The 23,310-nt window shown below is 34.2% G+C and carries 20 protein-coding genes and 3 tRNA genes; 12 read left to right on the top strand and 11 right to left on the bottom strand.

Annotation, left to right across the window (positions count from 1 at the left end):
* Position 1 precedes the first annotated feature (1 nt).
* Together JE46_RS04245 and JE46_RS04240 are read right to left on the bottom strand one after the other, a co-directional pair.
* Positions 2–280 carry a hypothetical protein gene (locus tag JE46_RS04245; protein ID WP_031454023.1) on the bottom strand — a complete coding sequence of 93 codons (279 nt, stop codon included), beginning with the start codon at positions 278–280 and terminating at the stop codon, positions 2–4.
* Between the two features lie 26 nt (positions 281–306).
* Positions 307–570 carry a hypothetical protein gene (locus JE46_RS04240; RefSeq protein ID WP_031454022.1) on the bottom strand — a complete coding sequence of 88 codons (264 nt, stop codon included), beginning with the start codon at positions 568–570 and terminating at the stop codon, positions 307–309.
* 233 nt (positions 571–803) lie between these two features.
* On the opposite strand from JE46_RS04240, the gene JE46_RS04235 reads away from it, so the two are divergent.
* Both JE46_RS04235 and JE46_RS04230 read left to right on the top strand, forming a co-directional pair.
* Positions 804–1,727: a PfkB family carbohydrate kinase gene (locus JE46_RS04235; protein ID WP_031454021.1), complete on the top strand. Its 924-nt coding sequence runs from the start codon at positions 804–806 to the stop codon at positions 1,725–1,727.
* Between the two features lie 78 nt (positions 1,728–1,805).
* Entirely contained in the window at positions 1,806–3,704 is a 1,899-nt protein-coding gene (locus JE46_RS04230; RefSeq protein ID WP_031454020.1) for an amidophosphoribosyltransferase, read from the top strand.
* A gap of 452 nt (positions 3,705–4,156) precedes the next feature.
* Here the strand turns inward: JE46_RS04230 and JE46_RS04225 are convergent, their stop codons facing one another.
* The 4 genes from JE46_RS04225 to JE46_RS04210 all read right to left on the bottom strand — a co-directional run bounded on the left by JE46_RS04225 (position 4,157) and on the right by JE46_RS04210 (position 7,630).
* Positions 4,157–4,768 (bottom strand): superoxide dismutase, encoded by a 612-nt coding sequence (locus JE46_RS04225; protein ID WP_031454019.1) that lies wholly within the window; start codon positions 4,766–4,768, stop codon positions 4,157–4,159.
* A 137-nt stretch (positions 4,769–4,905) separates the two neighbouring features.
* Positions 4,906–5,583 (bottom strand): aminoacyl-tRNA hydrolase, encoded by a 678-nt coding sequence (gene pth / locus JE46_RS04220; RefSeq protein ID WP_031454018.1) that lies wholly within the window; start codon positions 5,581–5,583, stop codon positions 4,906–4,908.
* Positions 5,584–6,015: 432 nt separating this feature from the next.
* A complete protein-coding gene (locus JE46_RS04215) occupies positions 6,016–6,627 on the bottom strand; it encodes a 50S ribosomal protein L25/general stress protein Ctc (protein ID WP_031454017.1) in 612 nt (203 codons plus the stop codon).
* Positions 6,628–6,688: 61 nt separating this feature from the next.
* Positions 6,689–7,630, bottom strand: a complete 942-nt coding sequence (locus tag JE46_RS04210) for a ribose-phosphate pyrophosphokinase (protein ID WP_031454016.1) — start codon at positions 7,628–7,630, stop codon at positions 6,689–6,691.
* Positions 7,631–7,931: 301 nt separating this feature from the next.
* Between JE46_RS04210 and JE46_RS04205 the strand changes: the two genes are divergently transcribed.
* A tRNA-Leu gene (locus tag JE46_RS04205) sits at positions 7,932–8,011 on the top strand.
* 62 nt (positions 8,012–8,073) lie between these two features.
* Here the strand turns inward: JE46_RS04205 and JE46_RS24230 are convergent.
* The gene (locus JE46_RS24230) at positions 8,074–8,214 is read right to left on the bottom strand and encodes a hypothetical protein (RefSeq protein WP_167343417.1); all 141 of its coding nucleotides are present in this window, start codon (positions 8,212–8,214) and stop codon (positions 8,074–8,076) included.
* A gap of 240 nt (positions 8,215–8,454) precedes the next feature.
* On the opposite strand from JE46_RS24230, the gene JE46_RS04200 reads away from it, so the two are divergent.
* Positions 8,455–9,144: a hypothetical protein gene (locus JE46_RS04200; RefSeq protein ID WP_031454015.1), complete on the top strand. Its 690-nt coding sequence runs from the start codon at positions 8,455–8,457 to the stop codon at positions 9,142–9,144.
* 101 nt (positions 9,145–9,245) lie between these two features.
* On the opposite strand, the gene JE46_RS04195 is transcribed toward JE46_RS04200, so the two are convergent.
* From JE46_RS04195 to rseP, 4 genes are all read right to left on the bottom strand, one after another.
* Positions 9,246–9,536: a GIY-YIG nuclease family protein gene (locus JE46_RS04195; protein ID WP_031454014.1), complete on the bottom strand. Its 291-nt coding sequence runs from the start codon at positions 9,534–9,536 to the stop codon at positions 9,246–9,248.
* A gap of 52 nt (positions 9,537–9,588) precedes the next feature.
* Positions 9,589–9,662: transfer RNA gene (locus tag JE46_RS04190), tRNA-Asn, on the bottom strand.
* Between the two features lie 39 nt (positions 9,663–9,701).
* A tRNA-Asn gene (locus JE46_RS04185) sits at positions 9,702–9,775 on the bottom strand.
* An 86-nt stretch (positions 9,776–9,861) separates the two neighbouring features.
* Complete coding sequence (rseP, locus tag JE46_RS04180) at positions 9,862–11,202, bottom strand: RIP metalloprotease RseP (protein ID WP_031454013.1); 1,341 nt, start codon at positions 11,200–11,202, stop codon at positions 9,862–9,864.
* Between the two features lie 199 nt (positions 11,203–11,401).
* Here rseP and JE46_RS04175 point away from each other — a divergent pair, with 199 nt between their 5' ends.
* From JE46_RS04175 to hflX, 8 genes are all read left to right on the top strand, one after another.
* Positions 11,402–12,472, top strand: a complete 1,071-nt coding sequence (locus tag JE46_RS04175; protein WP_031454012.1) for an NADH:flavin oxidoreductase/NADH oxidase — start codon at positions 11,402–11,404, stop codon at positions 12,470–12,472.
* 75 nt (positions 12,473–12,547) lie between these two features.
* Positions 12,548–13,591 carry a Gfo/Idh/MocA family oxidoreductase gene (locus JE46_RS04170; RefSeq protein WP_031454011.1) on the top strand — a complete coding sequence of 348 codons (1,044 nt, stop codon included), beginning with the start codon at positions 12,548–12,550 and terminating at the stop codon, positions 13,589–13,591.
* A gap of 126 nt (positions 13,592–13,717) precedes the next feature.
* Positions 13,718–14,281: a DUF4256 domain-containing protein gene (locus tag JE46_RS04165; RefSeq protein WP_031454010.1), complete on the top strand. Its 564-nt coding sequence runs from the start codon at positions 13,718–13,720 to the stop codon at positions 14,279–14,281.
* Between the two features lie 111 nt (positions 14,282–14,392).
* Complete coding sequence (locus JE46_RS04160; protein ID WP_031454009.1) at positions 14,393–15,610, top strand: MFS transporter; 1,218 nt, start codon at positions 14,393–14,395, stop codon at positions 15,608–15,610.
* A gap of 302 nt (positions 15,611–15,912) precedes the next feature.
* Positions 15,913–18,750, top strand: coding sequence for a carboxypeptidase-like regulatory domain-containing protein (locus JE46_RS04155; protein WP_031454008.1), 2,838 nt, complete (start codon positions 15,913–15,915; stop codon positions 18,748–18,750).
* 20 nt (positions 18,751–18,770) lie between these two features.
* On the top strand, positions 18,771–20,123 hold the full coding sequence (locus tag JE46_RS04150; RefSeq protein WP_031454007.1) for a DUF5689 domain-containing protein: 1,353 nt from the start codon (positions 18,771–18,773) through the stop codon (positions 20,121–20,123).
* Between the two features lie 296 nt (positions 20,124–20,419).
* Entirely contained in the window at positions 20,420–21,283 is an 864-nt protein-coding gene (locus JE46_RS04145) for a hypothetical protein (RefSeq protein WP_031454006.1), read from the top strand.
* Positions 21,284–21,445: 162 nt separating this feature from the next.
* Entirely contained in the window at positions 21,446–22,675 is a 1,230-nt protein-coding gene (gene hflX, locus JE46_RS04140) for a GTPase HflX (RefSeq protein WP_031454005.1), read from the top strand.
* Positions 22,676–23,310 lie beyond the last annotated feature (635 nt).

The raw sequence follows: 23,310 nt of genomic DNA, 5'->3' as shown, positions 1-23,310 counted from the left end.
ATTATTTAAAAGCATCTCCCCTTTTCCTTATGTAATCTTTTCCGATATAGCAATCCACGCTAACATCATATCTATTTAAAAATAACAAATATTTTATTGTCGAATATCCACCAGTCTTTATAACTGATTTATTCAGTTCTAGTTCATCTTTTCTAATTGATGGTTTCGAATATTTTTTTAAAAATTTATCAAATCCTAAATCTGAATATTCTTTTTCTATAACTGGGTTGAGTTTAAAACTTACCAGATAAATTCGCTTTTTAAACAATTCTTTATCCAAAACAAAATTTTTGTTTAGAACTGCGCTTAAAAAATCTTCAAAGGATTTAAATTTTTTAAAATAGTACTCTTTATAAAAAAAGAATAATTCATGATTGTTGGTTTCATAAACTTCATTGTTTTTGTAAAACCATATAAATCCAAGCCCAAATATATGGATGGTAATAATTTCCCATCTTTATATTCCTGCATAACTGATAATTTTTCAATCATATCTTCAGAAAAATTAGGTTCTTTTTTTTCACAAGAAAACAAAAAGCAAAACAGCAATAAAAATAAAATTTTCTTCATCGTTAGGATTCATATATAAACAAATCTAACTAAAAACATTTACAAAATATAAGTTGCATTTTAAATCAGGAAAACATATTTTAAGCTTTCTGAAAAAACAATTTTAAACAATTCATTTACAAGAGTTTTACCTCGAAATCGTTGTCGTTTTTTTATGAAAATTTTGAGATTACAAACCGTTGCAATATTGTAACTTATGAAGTATCTTTGCACCTTAATTCGAAATTCATAAAATGAATAAATTATTGATTGTTGGAACAGTTGCTTTCGACGCGATTGAAACTCCTTTCGGAAAAACAGATAAAATATTAGGTGGTGCTGCAACATACATTGGTTTATCAGCCTCATTTTTCAACCTGCAATCAGCCATAGTTTCTGTAGTTGGCGACGATTTTCCTCAGGAACATTTAGATTTACTGACTTCAAAAAATATCGATATCTCGGGTATCGAAATTGTAAAAGGCGGAAAAACCTTTTTCTGGAGCGGTTTATACCACAACGATCTTAATTCAAGAGACACTTTGGTAACAGAGTTAAATGTTTTAGCTGATTTTCAGCCAAAAGTTCCTCAAAACTTTAAAGATGCTGATGTTGTAATGTTAGGAAACTTACACCCGTTGGTACAAAGCAGTGTTTTGGATCAAATGGACAAAAAACCAAAATTAGTGGTTTTAGACACCATGAACTTTTGGATGGACTGTGCTCTTCCGGAATTACTGGAGGTTATCAAACGTGTTGACGTTATTACAATCAATGACGAAGAAGCAAGACAGCTTTCGGGTGAATATTCATTAGTAAAAGCGGCTGCTAAAATTCAGGAAATGGGACCAAAATACGTAGTGATCAAAAAAGGAGAACACGGTGCGCTTTTATTCCACAACAGAGAAGTGTTCTTTGCGCCGGCTTTACCGCTTGAAGAAGTTTTTGATCCAACCGGAGCGGGAGATACTTTCGCAGGTGGATTTTCAGGATTTATTGCGCAAAGTGAAAACATTTCATTTGGAAACATGAAAAACGCAATTATTTACGGCTCAAATTTAGCTTCGTTCTGCGTAGAGAAATTTGGAACCGAGAGGATGGAAACATTAAGTAAAGCCGAAGTAGCGATTCGATTACAACAATTTAAGTCGTTAACTCAGTTTGACATAGAAATATAATGCTTACGAGCCTCGGTAAAACGGGGCTTTTTTATTACGTTAATACACACAACTTACAACAACACAAATACAAAAACAATGAGCGACGCTTTAAAACACGAATGTGGTATAGCCTTAGTCAGACTTCTTAAACCGCTTGAGTATTACAAAGAAAAATACGGAACTGCTTTTTACGGAATTCAGAAAATGTACCTGATGATGGAAAAACAGCACAACCGTGGTCAGGATGGTGCCGGTTTTGCAAGTATCAAATTAGATGTAGAACCTGGTGAACGTTATATCAGCAGGGTTCGTTCAAACCACTCACAGCCAATCCAGGATGTTTTCAAACAAATCAATGAACGTATTAGTGAGGAACTAAAAGCAAATCCTGAACTGAATGACAATATAAAAGAATTAAAAGCGAACATACCTTATATAGGAGAATTGTTTTTAGGACATGTGCGCTACGGAACTTTCGGCAAAAACAGCATCGAAAGCGTACACCCTTTTTTACGTCAGAGTAACTGGATGCACCGTAATCTGATTTTGGCAGGAAACTTTAATATGACAAATGTTAAAGAACTCTTTCAAAATCTGGTTGAACTTGGACAACATCCAAAAGAAATGGCTGATACCGTTACTGTGATGGAAAAAATTGGTCACTTTTTAGATAAAGAAGTAATGCAATTGTATCAGGACTGTAAAGCAGAAGGATATTCAAAAAGAGAAGCCTCTCCGGTAATTGCAGAACGCCTGGATCTTGCAAAAATACTAACACGCTCAGCTAAAAATTTAGATGGTGGTTACGCAATGGCTGGTTTATTAGGGCACGGAGACGCATTTGTTTTTAGAGATCCGGCGGGTATTCGTCCGGCCTATTTCTATCAGGATGACGAAGTTGTTGTTGTAGCTTCAGAAAGACCTGTTATTCAAACTGTATTTAATGTTCCGTTTGAAAGCGTTAAGGAAATTGAACCTGGAAATGCCTTAATTATAAAGAAAAGCGGAAAAGTTACCATGAATCAAATTCTGGAACCAACCGTTAAAAAGGCTTGTTCTTTTGAAAGAATCTACTTTTCAAGAGGAAGTGATGCTGAAATTTACCAGGAACGTAAAAATTTAGGAAAATTAATTTTGCCTGCAGTTCTTAAAGCAATTGACAGCGATACAGATAACACCGTTTTCTCTTATATTCCAAATACAGCTGAAACCTCTTTTTATGGATTGGTTGAAGCAGCCCAGGATTTCTTAAACCAAAGAAAGAACAATTATATCTTAGAAAACAGAAATACATTAACCGCTGAGACACTTCAGGAACTTTTAGCTGTAAAAATACGTACAGAGAAAGTTGCCATTAAAGATGCGAAACTTAGAACCTTTATTACAGAAGACAGCAGCCGTGACGATTTAGTAGCTCACGTATATGATGTTACATACGGAGTGATTAAGCCAGAAGATAATTTGGTCATTATTGACGATAGTATTGTTCGTGGTACAACATTAAAAATGAGCATCATTAAAATGATGGATCGCTTGAAACCAAAACGTATCGTAATTGTTTCTTCGGCACCACAAATTCGTTACCCTGATTGTTACGGAATTGATATGGCAAAACTGGAAGGCCTTGTTGCTTTTAGAGCGGCTTTGGATTTATTGAAAGAAAGAAATTTATATCATATCGTTGATGAAGTATATGCAAAATGTAAAGCACAGGAAAATTACGCAGATACAGATGTTGTAAATTATGTAACAGCGATTTATGATCAATTTACTCCTGAAGAAGTTTCAGACAGAATTGCCGAGATGTTAAGCTCTCCTGAAATCAATGCCGAAGTAAAAATTATCTTCCAAAAAGTAGAAGACTTACACATTGCCTGTCCGAAAAATCTTGGCGACTGGTATTTCACCGGAGAGTATCCAACTCCAGGCGGAAATCGTGTTGTAAATAGAGCGTTTATTAACTTTTATGAAGGAAAAAACGCAAGAGCATACTAAATAAAAAGTTAAAAAATGCATTTCATCGGATTTTTATGCATTTCATCCTATATTTTTGGGAAAACTGCAATGCTAATATATCTTTGGAGAACCATAACATTAGTAGGTTAAGTTTATGGTAGATTTGGGGCAAAAAAGGTGGGAGCAATCTCACCTTTTTTATTGGGATAAATTTAAATTTTTAGAAACCAATCAGTTAATCGGATATTATTGCATTTAATCAGAAATATTTGAAATAAATAATATAGTACCATACATTTGATCTACCATAAAATTAAGTAGGTTAAGTATATGGTAAATTTGGGGCAAAAAAGGCGGAAGAGATTCCGCCTTTTTTATTTTCTTTTTTAGATAAAAAGAATAAAGATTATAGAATAAAGACTAGACTTATAAATAAAAAAAAGACGAGTACCTTTCGGCACTCGTCTTTTTTTATTCTTTACTTTATTTTCTTATTTATCTAAAGCAAATCTTCTTGCAACTTCTGTCCAATTAATTACACTAAAGAAAGCTTCAATATAATCTGGTCTTCTGTTTTGGTAGTTTAAGTAGTAAGCATGTTCCCAAACGTCCATTCCTAAGATTGGAGTTCCACCGTTACCAGCAACTTCCGGCATTAATGGATTATCTTGATTTGGAGTACCTACAACTTCTAATTTTCCTCCTTTTTGAACTGTTAACCAGGCCCATCCTGAACCGAATTGCGTTGCACCAGCTTTAGCAAATTTCGCTTTAAACTCTTCGAAAGTTCCAAAAGAAGCCTCAATTGCAGCTAACAAATCACCTGTTGGTAATCCGCCACCGTTTGGAGACATAACTGTCCAGAATAAATTGTGGTTGTAAAAACCTCCACCGTTATTACGCACTGCTGCGTTAGATTTATCTAAATTGATTAAGATATTTTCTATTGTTTTTCCTTCTAAATCTGTACCTGCAATTGCAGCGTTAAGATTTGTTGTGTAAGCATTATGATGTTTAGAATGGTGGATCTCCATTGTGCGTGCATCAATATGTGGTTCTAATGCGTCATATGCATAAGGTAATTGTGGTAATTCAAAAGCCATGATATATGATTTTATGATTTATAATAATTTATTCAAATTTATACATTTAACTTTGGAATAGAAAATTCTATTTCGTTATAATTGAATTTAGTTAAGTGATAATTGTTGTTTTTACACTAAAATCGATGTAAAAGCCTTTACTTCCCGTTAAAAGTTGTCATTGTATTTTCTAATCCTGCTGTACCAAAAGATTTGATAATTTCTGAAGCGACTTCGAGCCTTTCAGGTAATTTTGCTTTTTCCTCTTCATCCCAGTCTCCTAAAACGTAGTCAACCTGTTGTCCTTTTTTGAACTGATCGCTAATTCCGAATCTAAAGCGTGTGTATTGTTGTGTATTTAAAACTAAATTAATGTTTTTAAGTCCGTTGTGACCTCCATCGCTTCCTTTCGGCTTGATGCGGATAGTTCCGAAAGACAAGTTTAAATCATCTGTAATTATCAGAACATTTTCTAACGGAATATTTTCTTTGTCGATCCAGTATTTTACTGCTTTTCCGCTCAGGTTCATGTAGGTATTTGGCTTAAGCAGAAAAAAGGTTCTTCCTTTAAATTTATATTCAGCCAACGAACCCAATTTTACAGTTTCGAATGAAAGACTTTCTTTTCTGGCTAAAAAATCCAGGACTTTAAATCCGATATTATGTCTTGTGTTTACGTATTCGGCACCAATATTTCCTAATCCGACAATTAAATATTTTTTACTCACGCTTTTTATATTGTTTTTTTGGTGTTCGTGAACCTCCGGTTTCATATTCTCTTCTGTGTTCTCTTCTTTCGATGTTGATGAAAACAGGTTGTTTATCCATTTTATCATGTTTGCAAAAGTAAGGTTAATTAGGGAATTAGAAAATGTGTCAATTAGATAATTTCTGCTGGTTGTGTTTTAATCACAGAGTCAGCTTAAAAGGTTTCTCGAAGATTTTGCAGATGGAGCAGATTTATTGAATTCTAAAAATTCTATAAGGTCTTGACAAAAAAAGTTTTTCCTGGAATCTCATCATCTTAGAAAATTATGAAAAAGATACTGTCTTGCTAGCCCTGACAGGAGCGGTATCCTTTTTCCGGCTCCTTTAGCCGGGAAAAGATTTAGCGGATGGCAGGAACGTCACGTCTTATAAAAACGAATATTTTCTGCTTCTAAAACAACCCTGGGAAAAAATCTTAGTATCTCAGTATCTTAGAAACTTATAAGCTAAAAAAAAGCACCAACCTTTCGATTGATGCTTTTGTATTGATTTGAAAAAAATTATTTTTTCTTTCCTTTTGCAGGAGCTTTTGCAGCTTTTGCAGCTTCCTGAGCAGCTTTCATAGCAGCACGAGAAATTCTTACCTGAGCTACAACTGTGTTATCCGGGTGCATTACTTTGTATTCCGGAGAACCAACTTTAGTAACATATAATTTGTTACCCATTTCAAGTGGTGTAATGTCAGCTTCAACAAAATCAGGAAGATTTTTAGGCAAAGCTTTAACTTTTAATTTACGAGTGTTTAAACGTAAAACACCACCTGCAAGAACACCTTTAGATGTACCAACGATTTTCACAGGAACTTCCATTGTGATTTCTTTATCATCAAATAATTGGAAGAAGTCGATGTGTAAAATTTTGTCAGATACCGGGTGAACCTGAATATCCTGCAAAATTGCATTGAATGATTTTCCTTTTCCAAGCTCAATCACAACTGTGTGTGCATTTGGAGTGTAAACCAAGTTTTTGAACGCTGCAGCGTCTGCTGAGAAGTGTACTGCCTGATTTCCTCCGTATAACACGCAAGGAACCGCTCCAGCATTACGTAAGGCTTTAGTTGACACTTTGCCCACGCTTTCTCTTTCTGATCCTTTAATTGTAATCGATTTCATTGTAAAAAAAATATAGTTATTAATAAATATTCTGTTTCCTATAATGTATGTGTCGCAATGACTACATTATAAATTTCCCACTAATGGAATTGTTGTGGTGCACCATGTGCATAACTTCGGCAAAAAGAGGTGCACAACTCACCACTCTTATTTTATCTGAATGTCTCTTTAAAGGAATAGAATCTGTTACGATTAATTCGCTTAACTTAGAATTCTCAATTTTTTCGTAGGCTCCTCCTGAAAGAATAGCGTGTGTACAAATTGCTCTAACGCTTAATGCTCCTTTTTCGATCATTAAATCTGCGGCTTTCGCTAATGTTCCACCCGTATCGATCATGTCGTCTACTAATATTACGTTACGCCCTTTTACTTCACCAATCAGTTCCATAGTATCGATAACGTTGGCTGCTTTTCTTTGTTTGTAACAGATTACTACATCTGATTCTAAAAACTTAGAGTAAGCATATGCTCTTTTTGAACCTCCCATATCCGGAGATGCAATAGTTAAATTTTCTAATCCTAAACTTTCTACATAAGGTAAAAAGATGGTTGACGCAAATAAATGATCTACCGGTTTTTCGAAAAACCCCTGAATTTGATCTGCGTGCAAATCCATTGTCATTACTCTTGTTGCTCCGGCAGCATCTAATAGATTAGCTACTAATTTTGCTCCAATCGGAACTCTTGGTTTGTCTTTTCTGTCCTGTCTTGCCCAACCAAAATAAGGCATAACAGCTGTAATGTGTCTTGCTGATGCACGTTTTGCTGCATCAATCATTAGTAACAATTCCATCAAATTATCGGCGGTTGGAAAAGTCGAACACACGATAAAAACGCGTAATCCTCTGATTGACTCTTCGTAAGACGGCTGAAATTCTCCATCACTGTACGTTGACATCGTTACTTTTCCTAACGGAATTCCGTATTGTTCTGCAATTTTTTCTGCAAGATAAACACTTTGTGAACAAGCAAAAATTTTAGCTTCTGGTTCTAGGTGCGACATTATAATTTGTTGTTTTTGCTCCGCTGCTCTTTGTACAATTCGGCTTCACCATTTTCGGTAAAGCAAAATACATATAATTGCCTCGGGTGTAGTTAGTTGTGTGTGCTTCGTTTTAACGAGGTGCAAATTTAGAAAATTTATTGGACACTGAAAGGAAAAATTTAAGTATTTTTAGTAGCACTTTTAATTTTATTTTTTACATTTGCACCGTGTTAAAGGAATAAGCACAGTTATGACTTCATAATTACTTATTCTATTGCGTTAAAATAACTGATTTATTAGTTGTTTTTTCGTCTGCTAAGCCCGGATGGCGGAATTGGTAGACGCGCTGGTCTCAAACACCTGTGGGAAACCGTGCCGGTTCGACTCCGGCTCCGGGTACAAAAACCTCTTCTTAACGGAAGAGGTTTTTTTGGTTTTAATCAACTTCTAACTTACCGTATTTAATCCTTTGGTTTATGAATATGAGGCTTTAAAATTGGATGCTTTGGTTGATTTGGTGGCGTTACCCGCCTTCTTTCATCGGGTGTTCCGTCAGGTGTTTTTGGTTTTGGACCTGGCTTAATTGCTTGAACTTTTTCCATAATAATTTTTTAAATTAATATTTATAACAAATAACTTGATTTAAAATATACTCTTAATATGGAAAACCATAATCTCTTTTTTTCTTTCGATTAAAACTTCAAAAACCATTACTCTTAAACTAAAATTCAGCACTTCAACGACTTTAATAGTACTTCAACGCCAATACAAAAGACAAACAACACATAATCAGTATCTTTATACGTAATTTCACTGCTGTTCTCAACTTTTATTTAATTATCATGAAAGCTTATGCGATACATCTTATAGCAATTGCAGGTGTTTTTTCTTTGAATAGTTTTGGTCAGGTAAATGAGGTAATTACCAATGCAGATATTCGAAAAGCACCCTTAAAGTTTGACGACAAATCCGACGAAGATCTTGTTATAGAATCGTATTGTGTCGAAGAAGTAATCAATCTCGCTGTCGGAAAAAAAAGAATCACGACATACGAAGTCTCAAAACTCGACATGGTCAACACCTACGATTTAGGCCCCAATAACACCAGAACCGTAACAGCTATATACCGAAAAGCACATGTTAAAGCTACCGAACCTGTTGCATCCTCAAAAATAATAACTGTCAAAACCGACAAAACCATTCAGCCGATAAACATTAAGACAACCGTTCCTGCATACAGTAAAGACTCCATAAGCATTAATGTTTTAAACATATACACTAATGTTGTAGACAAAGGATACAAATCAGCAGACATGCTTAAAAAGGTTGCCGATAAATTTTATTTTGAAAATGATTTTGAAGCAGCGGCTAAATACTATTCAGAACTATTTAGTCTTGAAGAAAATTCAGAACCTGTGTATTATTTACGATGTGCAAAATCCCTGAAAGCAATCAATCAACCGGAAAAAGCTGAGGAGATGATTAAATTGTTTGAAAGTAAAAATACAGCTCTTGCAATGTCTAAAAAATAGAATCGGTTCGAAACAAAAAAAGACTATCATTTTCATGATAGTCTTTTAATAAGCTCCCCCTCTTGGGCTCGAACCAACCCCGAAAGCTTTCGGGGCTCTGATTAACAGTCTTTGTATTTTTCGAGTAATTTATTTATGATTTCAGGATATCGCAATAGGTTTTCAATGTAGATTTTGCTTTTCATATTTTTGATGTGCTTTTCAATCGCCAAAGCTTGCGACTTTGATTCGCATTCTATTCTCAGAAAAACAATCCAGTCATCTGCTTTATACGTGAATTTTCGTTCTTGCTCTGAATTCAAGTGAAAATCTAATCTTGTATCAAAATTTGCTGTAAAGCCAGTATAAAATCGACTTAATTTAGCAGAATGAAGAATATAAACGTAATTCATATTTTTAATTTAAAAAAAAAGACTATCATTTTCATGATAGTCTTTTAATAAGCTCCCCCTCTTGGGCTCGAACCAAGGACCCTCTGATTAACAGTCAGATGCTCTAACCAACTGAGCTAAGGAGGAATCACCTTAAAGGTAAATATGTTTGCTAAAAAAAGTTTGCTCCCCCTCTTGGGCTCGAACCAAGGACCCTCTGATTAACAGTCAGATGCTCTAACCAACTGAGCTAAGGAGGAAGTTGTTGCTCTTTTTAGCGAGTGCAAATATAATTGATTTTTTAGTTTCTCAAAAATATTTTAACTCTTTTTAAAAAATATTTTTTCTACTTGACAATTGCCTTGTAAATATCGTTCCCGTTGGCAAACAAAAGCAGTGCTATAAGTATTACGAAACCAACCATTTGGGCATTTTCAAGGAATTTATCACTTGGTTTTTTGCCACTAATAATTTCGTACAATAAAAACATCACATGACCTCCGTCAAGGGCCGGAATTGGCAATAAATTCATTACGCCAAGCATAATCGACAATAAAGCAGTGATTGACCAGAAAGCTTCCCAGCTCCAAGTAGGAGGAAAAATACCAAAAATTGATGCAAAGCCACCAACTTGTTTATACGCTTTTGTTGCCGGATTAAAGATCATTTTCAATTGTTTTCCGTAATCAATTAACTTGTTTTTACCTTTTTCAAGTCCAACCGGAATAGATTCGGCAAAACTGTATTCTTTTGTACTAACTTTATAGTATCCTAATTTCTCTAATGTTTTAATATCTAATTCACCAGGTTTTACTCCTAATAGCCCTGTATTTGATACTGTAAGAGTGATTGGTATTTCTTTTAAGTCACGTAAAATAACTGCCGAAATCTTTTTCCCTTTATTTTTATATAAAATGCTTGTTCTCTGATCAAAATATTTTATCTTTTCTCCATTTAGAGAAAGAATTATGTCTTTTGCTTTTAAATTTTTATTAGGTGAATCCTCTGCTATTTCTGCAACAACAAAAGGAATACGCGCAGCGATTAAAAACCCTTTCTCATGTTTGGATAGCTGATCAACAAAATCAGTCGGCATTTTAATTGTTTGTTGTTGTCCGTTTCTTTCAATTAAGACTTCTTTAGACATGATCACTTTCATGTTGGTATCATTGTCAAGATTTTCAACCTTTTGTCCATCGATAGAAATTATTTTGTCCCCTGTCTTAAATCCAACTTTTTTCAATGCCGGATTTTCAATCCATACACCATCTTTTAAATCAGCATTAGCAATATAGGTATCACCATATACAAATGCCATACCTATATATATAATAAAAGCAAGAATAAAGTTTACTGTAACCCCTCCTAACATAATAATCAAACGCTGCCAAGCCGGTTTCGAACGAAATTCCCAAGGTTGGGGAGGCAGGGCCATTTGCTCTTTGTCCATACTTTCGTCAATCATTCCGGAGATTTTTACATACCCACCAAGCGGAAGCCATCCAATTCCGTAAACGGTTTCGCCTATTTGTTTTTTAAACAAAGAAAATTTTACATCAAAAAACAAATAAAATTTTTCGACTCTGGTTTTAAATAATTTTGCAGGAATAAAATGCCCTAATTCGTGAAGAATAATAAGTAATGATAAACTCAATAGAAATTGAGAGAGCTTGATAACTATATCCATTTTGTATTTTTAGTTCTTAATTTAACGCACAAAAGTAACGTTTCTATTTTAATTTGAGAGCGCAATATAATACATAAGGTTTTAAATGTTTGTTAATTAATAAACATTTGAATTTCTACTTTTACAAAGATGCTTTAACTTTACTTTTTAATCGCTATCGTATTCAATTGGTAGCTTAAAACCATTAAAAGTTACAGATATGGCTTCATTATTATTCTCACCACTTACTATAAAAAATATTACGTTCAAAAACCGAATCGTTATTTCGCCAATGTGCCAATATTCTGCAGTAGACGGATTTGCAAATAATTGGCATTTGGTTCACTTAGGAAGCCGGGCCAGCGGTGGCGCAGGTTTGATTATTCAGGAAGCCACAGCCGTTTCTCCCGAAGCCAGGATTTCTCCTGCAGATTTGGGAATCTGGAAAGACGGGCACATCGAAAAACTAAAAGAAATAAATGATTTTATAGTTTCTCAAAATTCGATCCCCGGAATTCAACTCGCTCATGCAGGACGAAAAGCCAGTGTTTCGGCTCCATGGCTGGGAAATAAAAAGTTAGAGGAATCAAATATAGGTTGGCAAACTGTCGCTCCAAGCGCAATACCCTATCACGAAAATGAACCATTTCTTCCGGAAGCTTTAGATAAAACCGGAATTCAAAAAGTGATTTCTGATTTTAAAAACGCTGCTAAAAGAGCCGTTGAAGCCGGATATCAGGTTATCGAAATCCATGCCGCACATGGTTATTTATTACATCAGTTTTTATCGCCTTTAACGAATGTGAGAACAGATGAATATGGCGGAAATTTCAAAAACAGAAGCCGTTTTACTCTTGAAATCGTTGAAGCCGTTCAGTCAGAATGGCCTTCAGATTTGCCTTTGTTTGTCAGAATTTCAGCTACAGACTGGGCGGAAGGAGGCTGGAATCCTGAAGAATCTGTACAGCTTTCGCAACTATTAAAAGAAAAAGGAGTAGATTTAATCGATGTTTCATCCGGCGGATTGGTTTCACATCAAAAAATTGCTATTGGCCCGGGTTATCAGGTTTCTTTTGCAGAAAAAGTAAAAAAAGAAGCCGATATTTTAACCGGAGCAGTTGGTTTGATTACCGAAGCCAAACAAGCTGAAGAAATTTTAAATAACAGTCAGGCCGATTTAATTTTGTTTGCCAGAGAATCACTAAGAAATCCAAACCTGCCATTAGATTTCGCCGCAGCATTAAACGACAATATTCAATGGCCAAAACAATACGAAAGAGCTAAACTATAAATTTATTAGCCACGCTTTACGAATTATAGTTTTTAAAATAAATTCGTGGATACGTAGCAGAAAAAACATATAACAATGCAAAAAATAAAAACAGCACTATTATCATACGGAATGTCGGGAAAAGTTTTTCACGCTCCTTTTTTAGATCTTCATCCCGGTTTTGAATTATTAGGTTCATGGGAAAGAAGCAAAAAACTGATTCAGGAAGATTATCCAACTGTAAAAAGTTATCCTTCAATTGATGAATTATTGGCAGACGATGTAGATTTGGTTATCGTAAATACACCTGTTGGAACTCATTTTGAATATGCTAAAAAAGTGCTTTTGGCAGGAAAACATGCTGTTGTCGAAAAAGCATTTACCACAACCGTAGCTGAGGCTGAAGAACTGGCTCAAATTGCCAAAGAGAAAGGGTTAAAACTGGCCGTTTTTCAAAACAGAAGATGGGACAGCGATTTTAAAACGATCCAGAAAGTAATTAACGATGGCGTTTTGGGAGATCTGGTTGAAGCCGAATTTCATTTTGACAGATACAATCCGATATTAAGTCCAAAAGCTCACAAAGAAACTGTCAATGACGGAGCCGGAATCCTCAAAGATTTAGGGCCTCATTTAATTGATCAGGCCGTTTGTCTGTTTGGTTCTCCAAAATCTGTTTTTTCAGATATTCGTTATACCAGAGAAAACTCGGTAGTAGATGACTGGATCGATTTGTTATTGATTTATGAAGATTTCAGGGTACGTTTAAAAGCTGGTTTTTTTGTGAGAGAAGCACATCCTGCTTATACCATTCACGGTAAAAAAGGTTCTTTTTTAAAACAGCGTGGCGATGTTCAGGAAGACGAACTCAAAATAGGTAAAAAACCAAACCGTGACTCCTGGGGAACGGAATTAGACGGTTTTGAAGGACTCTTGCACACCGAAATTGATGGAAAACCAATCCGTGAAAAAATCAAAACACTTCAGGGCAATTATTTTGAATATTTTGATGGTGTCTATAATGCGATTGTAAATAATAAACCGGAACCTGTTACCGCTCAGGACGGTGTAAAAGTAATGCAGGTTATTGAAGCCGCGATTGAGAGTAATGTGCAGAAAAAAATTATTGATCTACAATAAATGTTATATAGAAATTATTACCGTACTTAATAGAATTGAAGGTTTTGATCTTAAAAGGGCTTCGACTCCGCTCAGCCTGACAACTGAATTTCAATTAAAACTAACTTGCTAAAAGACCTTTTTGTCATGAAAAACAAAAAAGAATTGTTACCGGAAGAACGTGATCAGCTGCTTAAAACTCTAAAAACCCGTTTTGAGAAAAACATAAACCGTCACCAAAATATGGATTGGGACAAAGTGCAGATAAAACTGGAATCTAATCCTGAAAAATTGTGGTCTCTTAATGAAATGGAGAAAACCGGAGGCGAACCGGATGTTGTAAGCTTTGACGAAAAAACATACGAATACATTTTTTTTGACTGTTCTGCAGAAAGCCCAAAAGGACGCAGAAGTGTTTGTTTTGACAGTGAAGCACAAGAATCAAGAAAAGAATTCAAACCAAAAAACAATGTTATTGACATGGCTGCCGCTATGAGCATTGAACTTTTATCCGAAGAACAATACAGGGAATTACAAAAGCTTGGAAAATTTGACCAAAAAAGTTCCAGCTGGATAAAAACGCCTCCTGAAATTAGAAAACTTGGCGGTGCGCTTTTTTGCGATTATCGTTATGAAACTATTTTTGTGTATCACAACGGAGCTGAATCGTATTATGCTGCAAGAGGTTTTCGGGGAGCACTAAGGGTTTAAATTCACAATTTATAAACAATAACGTTGTATATTTAATAAACAATTCGTTGTTCTTTAACTTTAAAATAGGAATTCCGTACCTTTGTATATACAAATTTAAAATGTATTTCTGTGATAGATTTCAATCCATTAGCCTTATTCCAAACCAAAGGAAAAATCAAAAAAGTCTATCGTGAGGCAAAAGCTTCCTATTTGAATAGAATTCGTTTTGCTGTTGGAATGTTTTATTTTGGAATGGGTTTGAGTTTTGCCACCTGGGCAAGCAGAATTCCGGATATTAAAACGGCTTTGCATTTAAGCGAGGGAGAATTAGGTTCTGTTCTTTTTGCACTTCCGGTCGGACAATTGATTATCATGCCTTTTTCGGGCAAAATGGTAACTAAATTTGGTAGTCACCGCATTTTGATTTTCTCTTTAATCATGTATGTTTTCAGTCTGACCAATTTAGGTCTGGCAGCAAGTGCGCTTCAGCTTTCCTTGGGATTATTCACCTTTGGTATATTTGGAAACTTGGCTAATATTGCCGTGAACACTCAGGGCGTTTATACTGAAACACTTTTCAAAAAAAACATCATGTCATCCTTTCACGGTATGTGGAGTTTTGCCGGATTTACAGGCGCTTTGGTAGGGCTGGGTATGCTGTCACTTCATTTAACTCCTTACCATCATTTTATAATTGTAGGAATTGTTGTTTTGTTGATGGTTGCTTTCAATTTTAAATTTTTGGTTAAAGCAAAAGAAAAAATTAAACCCAAGAAAGAAGGTAAAAAATTATTTACCAAACCAGACAGCTCCTTATTATGGCTCGGAATAATTGGTTTTTGCAGCATGGCAAGTGAAGGCGTTATGTTTGACTGGAGCGGAATTTATTTTAAAGATATCGTAAAAGCTCCGGGTGCTTTGGTAATTTTAGGTTACACTTCATTTATGATTATGATGGCCAGCGGACGCTTTATCGGAGATGCCATGAATAATAAATTTGGCCGAAAACGCGTCATGCAAATTAGTGGCTGCATGATTTCTTTGGGTCTTTTTACGGCTGTCTTCTTTCCTTACATTATACCTTGTACAATTGCTTTTATGATTGTTGGTCTGGGTGTTTCTACTATAGTCCCTACCGTTTACAGCCTTGCAGGTAAAAATCCGACTGTGTCAGCAGGCGAAGCCTTAACGATAGTTTCGAGTGTCAGTTTCCTTGGATTTCTTATGGGTCCTCCTGTTATTGGGTATGTTGCAGAAACCTTAGGGCTTAAATTTTCTTTTGCCTTTATTGGAATCTTTGGTGTTTTGATTGCTTTTATGGTTTCTAAAATAAAAGTATCAGCATAATCCAAATCATTTCTCAAATTTTATAGGACGATAATTCTGCATACAAGTAATTTTTAACAGGAAAAAACAAATAAAAAGTATTTTTGTAGTATCTTTGTAATATAATTCACACTTAACTTTAAAGTTATTAATGTTTGAAAAATTTTAATACCACTAATTCTCTTATTTTCAATCATTTATATTTCCAAACTCAATTTGATTTTTTTGACTAAAATTTCTGAAAATTCAAAGTTTCAGTCAAAAAACTATTTACACCCTTTTCCTTTTACAGGAAAAGGGTTTTTTTTAACAAATTTGGTTTCATGCATAAAAAATTATTGGTTCTTACTTTATTTATAACTTTCAAAATTGCTTCTGCTCAGGAAAAAACTATTTTTTCAGGGCTGGTTATCGATTCTAAAACTCAAAGTCCATTAGAAAACACCGTAGTCAGTGTTCAAAATTCAACATTGATGCAACTCACCAAAAAAGACGGAACATTTGAACTGCATTCAGTTCTTCCTGGTGAGCAATTACTTTTAGTACACACTCAGGGTTATAAAGATTTACTACTAAAAGTTAATTCCAATTTTGGGCAAAAAGTAAATCTCGGAATCTTAGTATTAGAAGAAGATCAAACAGAAAATTTACAAACAACTATTATTTCGCTTTTAGAAAGCGATTTAGAAGAAAATAATACCTCTTCTGAAACTACCTCCGGACTTTTACAATCTTCGAGAGATGCATTTTTACAGGCAGCAGCATTCAACTGGGGTCAGGCAAGATTCAGTGTTCGTGGATTAGACAGTGAAAACGCAACCATGATGCTTAATGGGATGAAAATGAATAAAATTTTTGACGGCAGACCACAATGGAATAACTGGGGTGGATTGAATGATGTACTCAGAAATCAGGACTTTTCAATAGGTGCAGCTCCTTCCGACTATACTTTTGGTGGTATTTTAGGTACTCAGCAAATTTTCACACAGGCATCTGCTTATAGAAAAGGAACCCGGATATCTTTCTCGGGAACCAATACAAATTATAACTGGAGAACCATGCTTACCTATGCTTCAGGAATGAAAACCTCCGGTTGGGCGTATGTCTTTTCTGTTGGAAAACGCTGGGCCGGCGAAGGCTATTTTGAAGGAACAAATTATAATGCGAACTCTTTTTTTATAAGTGTCGAGAAAAAATTAAACCCGCAACATTCTTTAAATTTTACCGGTTTTTACACCCCAAATGTCCGAGGAAAAAATGCTCCTAATACTAACGAAGTAATCAATCTAAAATCTGAGAAATACAATTCTTATTGGGGCTATCAAAATGGTGAAAAAAGAAATGCAAGAGTAAAAAATGTAGAAGAGCCACTATTAATGCTTAATCATTATTTTAAAATAAATGACCACACCAACCTCACTTCGGCTGTTATGTACCAATTCGGAAAAATCGGTAACAGCAATATTGATTATCAAAATGCAGACAGTCCTGACCCAACTTATTACAGGAAATTGCCCAGTTATTTTAGTTCACTTTATGCTGCCGACAATGGAGAATTTTCGGGAGAATTTACTCCTGATTACGAAAATGCGGCAATAAGTAAAACCTTGTTTTTAGAAAATTCGCAGATTAACTGGGATGCAATGTACAAAGCCAATCAAAAAGCTGTCGTTAATGAGGAAGGAATCATTACTGGATATGAACCTTCAAAAAGCCATTATGTTCTTTATGAAGACAGAACCGACGACAAGACTTTAGCATTTAATTCAAACCTTAATACCCAGCTTACAGAAAACATTTTTTTTAGCGGAGGAATACTTTTTAAGAATCTAAAATCACATAATTTTCAGAATCTTCTGGATTTATTAGGTGGTGAATATTTTGAGGATATTGATTTATTTTATATAGGAGACCAATCTCAATCGGATCTAAAAAACCCGGATCGTGAGGTAAAAACCGGTGATACTTATGGCTATAATTTTAATTTTTATGCTACAACGGCAGAAGCTTTTACGCAGTTTCGATTTGTGTACAGAAAAGTCGATTTTTACTTAGGAAATTCTTTTTCAACTTCAAAATACCAGAGAGAAGGTTTATACCAAAACGGCATTTATCCGGACAATTCATTCGGCAAAAGCGAAAAAGCAAATTTTGAAAATTTCGGATTCAAAGGCGGACTTAACTATAAAATTTCAGGAAAACAATGGTTGTTTTTTAGTGGAATGCATCAAACCAAAGCGCCTTCTCTCCGAAATACTTTTTCTAATTCGAGACTAAACAATTCAATTGTAAACGGAATCGAAAACGAAACTATAAGTAGTGCTGATCTCAATTATGTTTACCATTCCCCAAAACTAAAAATGCGTATTTCGGGTTATTATGCATTGATAAAAAATACCACAAAAACATCCTTCTTTTATGCCGAAGGAATTTTTGATGACGGAGCCGGCTATGACAATACAGATGCTTTTGTGAGTCAGACACTGACCAATTTAGACAAGAAAAACATCGGTGCCGAGTTAAGCCTTGAATATCAGGTTTCATCTACTCTTAAAAGTATTTTCTCAGCGGCTTACGGAAGTTACACCTATAGCAGCAATCCAAATGTTTTGATTACCAATGATGCCAATGCAGCGGTTGCAGATACAGAAAACACATTTGATTTTGGTAAATCCTTACTCAAAAATTACAAACAATCCGGTATGCCGCAACAGGCTTTTTCATGTGGAATAGAATATCGTGATCCTAAATTCTGGTGGATTTCTGCTAATCTCAATTACATTACAAACAGTTATGTCGATGTTTCTCCAATTTCAAGAACCTCCCGGTTTTATACCAATCCTGCCAGTGGTTTTAATTTTCCAGAGGCTTCAGAAGAACGGGCAAAAATGCTGTTAAAACAAGAAAAATTAAATCCGGTATCCCTCTTAAATATAACCGGTGGAAAATCCTGGCGCATTTACAATAAAACAATCGGACTTTTTGCCAGTGTTAACAATATACTTGATTTTAGATATAAAACAGGCGGGTTTGAGCAGGCAAGAAATTCAAACTTCAGAGAATTGAATCAGGATGTTTCCAGCGGAACTCCTTCTTTTGGACCCAAATATTTTTATGGCTACGGAAGAACTTATTTTGTCAATATGACTATTAATTTATAATTTAAAAATCCTTTTTTCAAATGAAAAACAGCAATAAAAGTTTCATATCAATATTATTCCTATTCCTTTTTTGTAATTGCAATGATGATGTCAACATTCCAAAATTAGAATGCACGCAGCCTGATTTAATCGTAAACAGAACCGTTGAAAATGTGCTGAAAACGGCAACCATTACTGCTACAAAATATGTTTACGATGATATAATTGAAGCTTATGTAATTTCAAGTGATGAAAACGGAAACTTTTTTAAAATCCTGTATCTTCAGACTCTGGCGACAGACACCAAGCCAGCTGTTGGATTCAGCGTTGCTATAGATGCGACAAACACTTTTATAGATTATCGTGTTGGAAATAAAGTGTACATCAAATTAAAAGACCAGTTTACCGATTTATTTTATGGAGGAATGCGAATTGGAAGTCTATATGAAGGCAATTCAGGAGCCGCTTCGGTAGGAAGAATTTCTCAAAATGATTATAAAAAAGTAGTACATGCTTCTTGTACGATGCTCGATGAAGATCAATTAGTCAATTCAATTTCTATTGAAGAAGCTTTAAACGACAGTAAACTAAACACACTTATTGAGTTGTCTGATGTTCAGTTTTTGGAAGCAGCTATTGGCCGTCATTATTTTGAAGAGGCGAATAATGTTGGAGGATCTACCAACTGGGGACTAAGAGATAAATCCGGAAATCAGATCATTTTCAGAACCAGTAGTTTTGCTGATTTTTCAGACCATTTAGTTCCTGAAGGCAGCGGAAAAGTACGCGGAATTTTAACCAAATATGCTTCCGATTATCAATTAATGATCCGTTCAGAAAAAGATGTTGTTATGGATGGAAAAAGCAATATTCCTTTTTTTACCGAAGATTTTCAAACGGTTACCAATAATGTCAATTTTGCATTACCAGATTGGAGCAATATCGTAGAAAAAGCTTCAAAATTATGGAGAACTATGGTTACCGCCGGAAACGGTTATGCAGAATTTAACACTACAAGCACAACAGCTGCACAAAATATTGCCTGGCTGGTAACGCCAAAAATTAATTTAACTCAATATAAAAATACGGTATTGTCTTTTAGAAGTGCACAACATGACTTAAAAGTCGATTCGGCTTTGAACACTTTAGAAGTTTACATCTCAACCAATTTTGACGGATCAAATGTAACCAAAGCCACCTGGATAAAACTAGACGCAAAAGTAGCATCACTTTCTACACCAACACGCCAGTTTATGAGTTCCGGTGGAATTGATTTATCTGCTTATTCAGGAAATGTAAATATTGCATTTAAATATACAGGATCAGGAAAAGATAAAACTCTTAACGGAGCATTTATGGTGGACGATGTGAAAATGTTTGGAGAAAAAAATTAGCTAATAACTAAACATCAAATAATAATTAATTCAAGTTGGTAGTTAATAGCTTTGTTTAATTGTAATCCAAAAACAAATAAAGTTAGTTAATAAATTTTTTAATCTGTATTTTAAAGAAGCAACCAAAATAATAAACACCCTTAAAATCAATAATAAACCAGTTAAAATTTAGAAAATATAATAGATTACAAAGTACAAATGGTTTATGAATTAATTTTAAAAATTATTTTAATCATAAATTGTTAATTTTTTATAGAATTTTGTATTTTGGTCGTCCCAAATCAATTGAAATACATATGAAAAAAATCTACTTGTTTGCCATCATTGCAATGGTTTCTACCAGTTTATTACACAGTCAGGACAGCCCAGTTCGCTTAAAACAAATTAACATTGTAAAAACAAATTACCAAAATTCTAAAGACGGTGAAATTGTAAACAAAACAGTTCTTTTTAAAGACGGAAAAATTGAAAGCATCACAACTTCAGATGTTATTCAGAAATTCTTTTACAATAAAAATGGATTATTGGATATGACCGTGAAGGATAAAATTGGGAGCGACTGGAAAGAAGTTATTAATTACACTTATAACGCAGATAACAATATTACAAAATTTGTAAACAAGTATCACGAAGGTAATGACTACATAACTAAAACCGTGACCTTTTCATACGATGGAGCAAGAATAAAAGCTATAACAAAGAAAAGTACAAATCACCAGAATATCCTTGAAGATATTGAATATATTGTAGAAAACGGCATTATTGTAAGACGCACCTCACGTGACAGAAATAAGGCCATTATTGGTAAAATTGAATATGTCTATGTAAATGACAACGTATCAAAACATAAGGGGCTTGTTGGAGATAAGATCTCTAAAACGTATACTTTTGATGATAAAAAGTCTGTAGATCAGTTAATCGTTCAGAATTTATTTGGCGATAATTATAAAATTATTGTTCCAATGATTTCATATCATGAAAATGAGTTTAGCTTTGAAACAATATCTTATAATAATGAAGTAAATTTCAGCCCTACTTCTACTGCTTTAGTTGCCGTAAGCAGAAAGTACAAATACAATAAATTAAATTTCCCTATTTCGTGCTCTCAAATTGAAGAAAACGGAATTGTAAAAACAGAAAAAACATTTATTTACGAATAAACACTGTATTTCAGTTTACTTTAAACCATTTAGAGAATTAATTTTCTAAATGGTTTTGTTTTTATACAAGGTCTGCAACAATTTCTTAAATAGAACTTAAAAACAATATTCTATAAGTGTTAGTAGTTTACAAATCATTAAATTTGCAACTTATTCAAAGCTATGTTAGAAAAAGAAGTTATAAATTTTGAGAAAACAGCTATTGTTGGTATTGTAACTCAAAATCAAAGTGAAGAAAAACTTAACGAATATCTGGATGAATTAGAGTTTTTGACTTTTACCGCCGGTGGTGAAGTGATTAAACGCTTTTCGCAAAAAATGGAACGCCCGAATCCTAAAACTTTTGTTGGTACGGGAAAAATAGATGAAATCAATCTTTTTGTAAAAGAAAACAGTATATCAACTTTAATTTTTGATGATGAATTAACGCCATCGCAGCAAAAAAATATTTCTAAAATTATAGATTGTAAAATTCTGGACAGAACCAATCTTATCCTGGATATATTTGCTCAAAGAGCCGAAACATCGTATGCAAGGACGCAAGTAGAACTGGCACAATGTCAATATTTACTACCAAGACTTTCTGGTCTATGGACACACCTTGAGCGTCAAAAAGGGGGTATTGGTATGCGTGGTCCGGGTGAAACTGAGATTGAAACAGACAGACGTATCGTGCGTGACCGAATTTCGCTTTTGAAAGATAAAATCAAAACCATTGACAAACAAATGGGTGTTCAGCGAAGCAATCGTGGTGCGATGGTCAGAGTTGCTCTTGTGGGCTATACCAATGTTGGAAAATCTACCTTGATGAATGCTATTGGTAAAAGCGATGTTTTTGTTGAGAATAAATTGTTCGCAACCTTAGATACTACGGTTCGAAAAGTGGTGATTAAAAACCTGCCATTTTTACTTTCGGACACGGTAGGTTTTATTAGAAAATTGCCAACTCAATTGGTAGATTCTTTTAAAAGCACACTTGATGAAGTTCGTGAAGCCGATTTATTGCTACACATTGTAGACATATCACATCCTGAATTTGAAGATCATATTGCCTCTGTAAATCAGACTTTGCAGGATATTAAAGCACATGAAAAACCGGTTATTATGGTTTTCAATAAAATTGATGCTTACAAACATCTGACGATTGATGAAGATGATTTAATGACTGAAAAGACGCCAAGACATTTTACACTTGAGGAGTGGAAAACAACGTGGATGCATCGTTTAGGCGAAGATAATGCTCTGTTTATTTCGGCTGCCAATAAAGAGAATTTCGAAGAATTCAGGGAAAGGGTTTACGAAGCTGTCCGACAGATTCATATTACGAGATTTCCTTATAATAAATTCCTGTATCCGGATTACAAGGATGCAATTGAGAAGGACGAAGAATAAAAATTCCTTCAATTAAAAGCAAGATTATCCCTTTTGAAAAAATCAAAAGGGATTTTTTGTTTAATACTATCCCCTATTTTATCCATTGTCTTCTAACACCATTTAGACGTACACCCATTTTTTCATAAAAATTATCAAAAAATCAGGAAACCATAAGACTGCTTTTTTTATAATTCTAAATGATACAAATCAAACTCATAATAATTTTGCAGAACCCACATTTACTTCGCTAAAGCAGTTTATATTAAAGATTTCATTTGTTCGATTTCTGCTTACAGAACAAAAAATATATATCTTTTTTTATATAAATATCACTAAAAGTGGGTATTGCTCTACTGACATCATAAGTATATTTTTACAAGTGTATATATTACAAATATTTACATTTTAACAATCTATAAATGGTTAAAAATATTCAACGTGAATCATCTCTCCCAATCTAATATCCTCTCTAAAGTCTGCTTTTTATTATCCTCTTTATTGTTTTTAAGCTGTTTAATCAATTTCAAAATATTTATATACAGTAGTTTCTTTAATTATTTTTCATTTGCAATAGGAAGCGGAGTAATTTTTACAATAGTTCTTATTTGGAAATATCGAACTATAAAGAATAGTACCGGAATTAAAATAACACT

The sequence above is a fragment of the Flavobacterium chungangense LMG 26729 genome, from assembly GCF_000735715.2.
Taxonomy (GTDB): domain Bacteria; phylum Bacteroidota; class Bacteroidia; order Flavobacteriales; family Flavobacteriaceae; genus Flavobacterium; species Flavobacterium chungangense.
The sequence above is the reverse complement of the archived record's forward strand: the minus strand, read 5'-3'. Positions and strand labels throughout refer to the sequence as shown.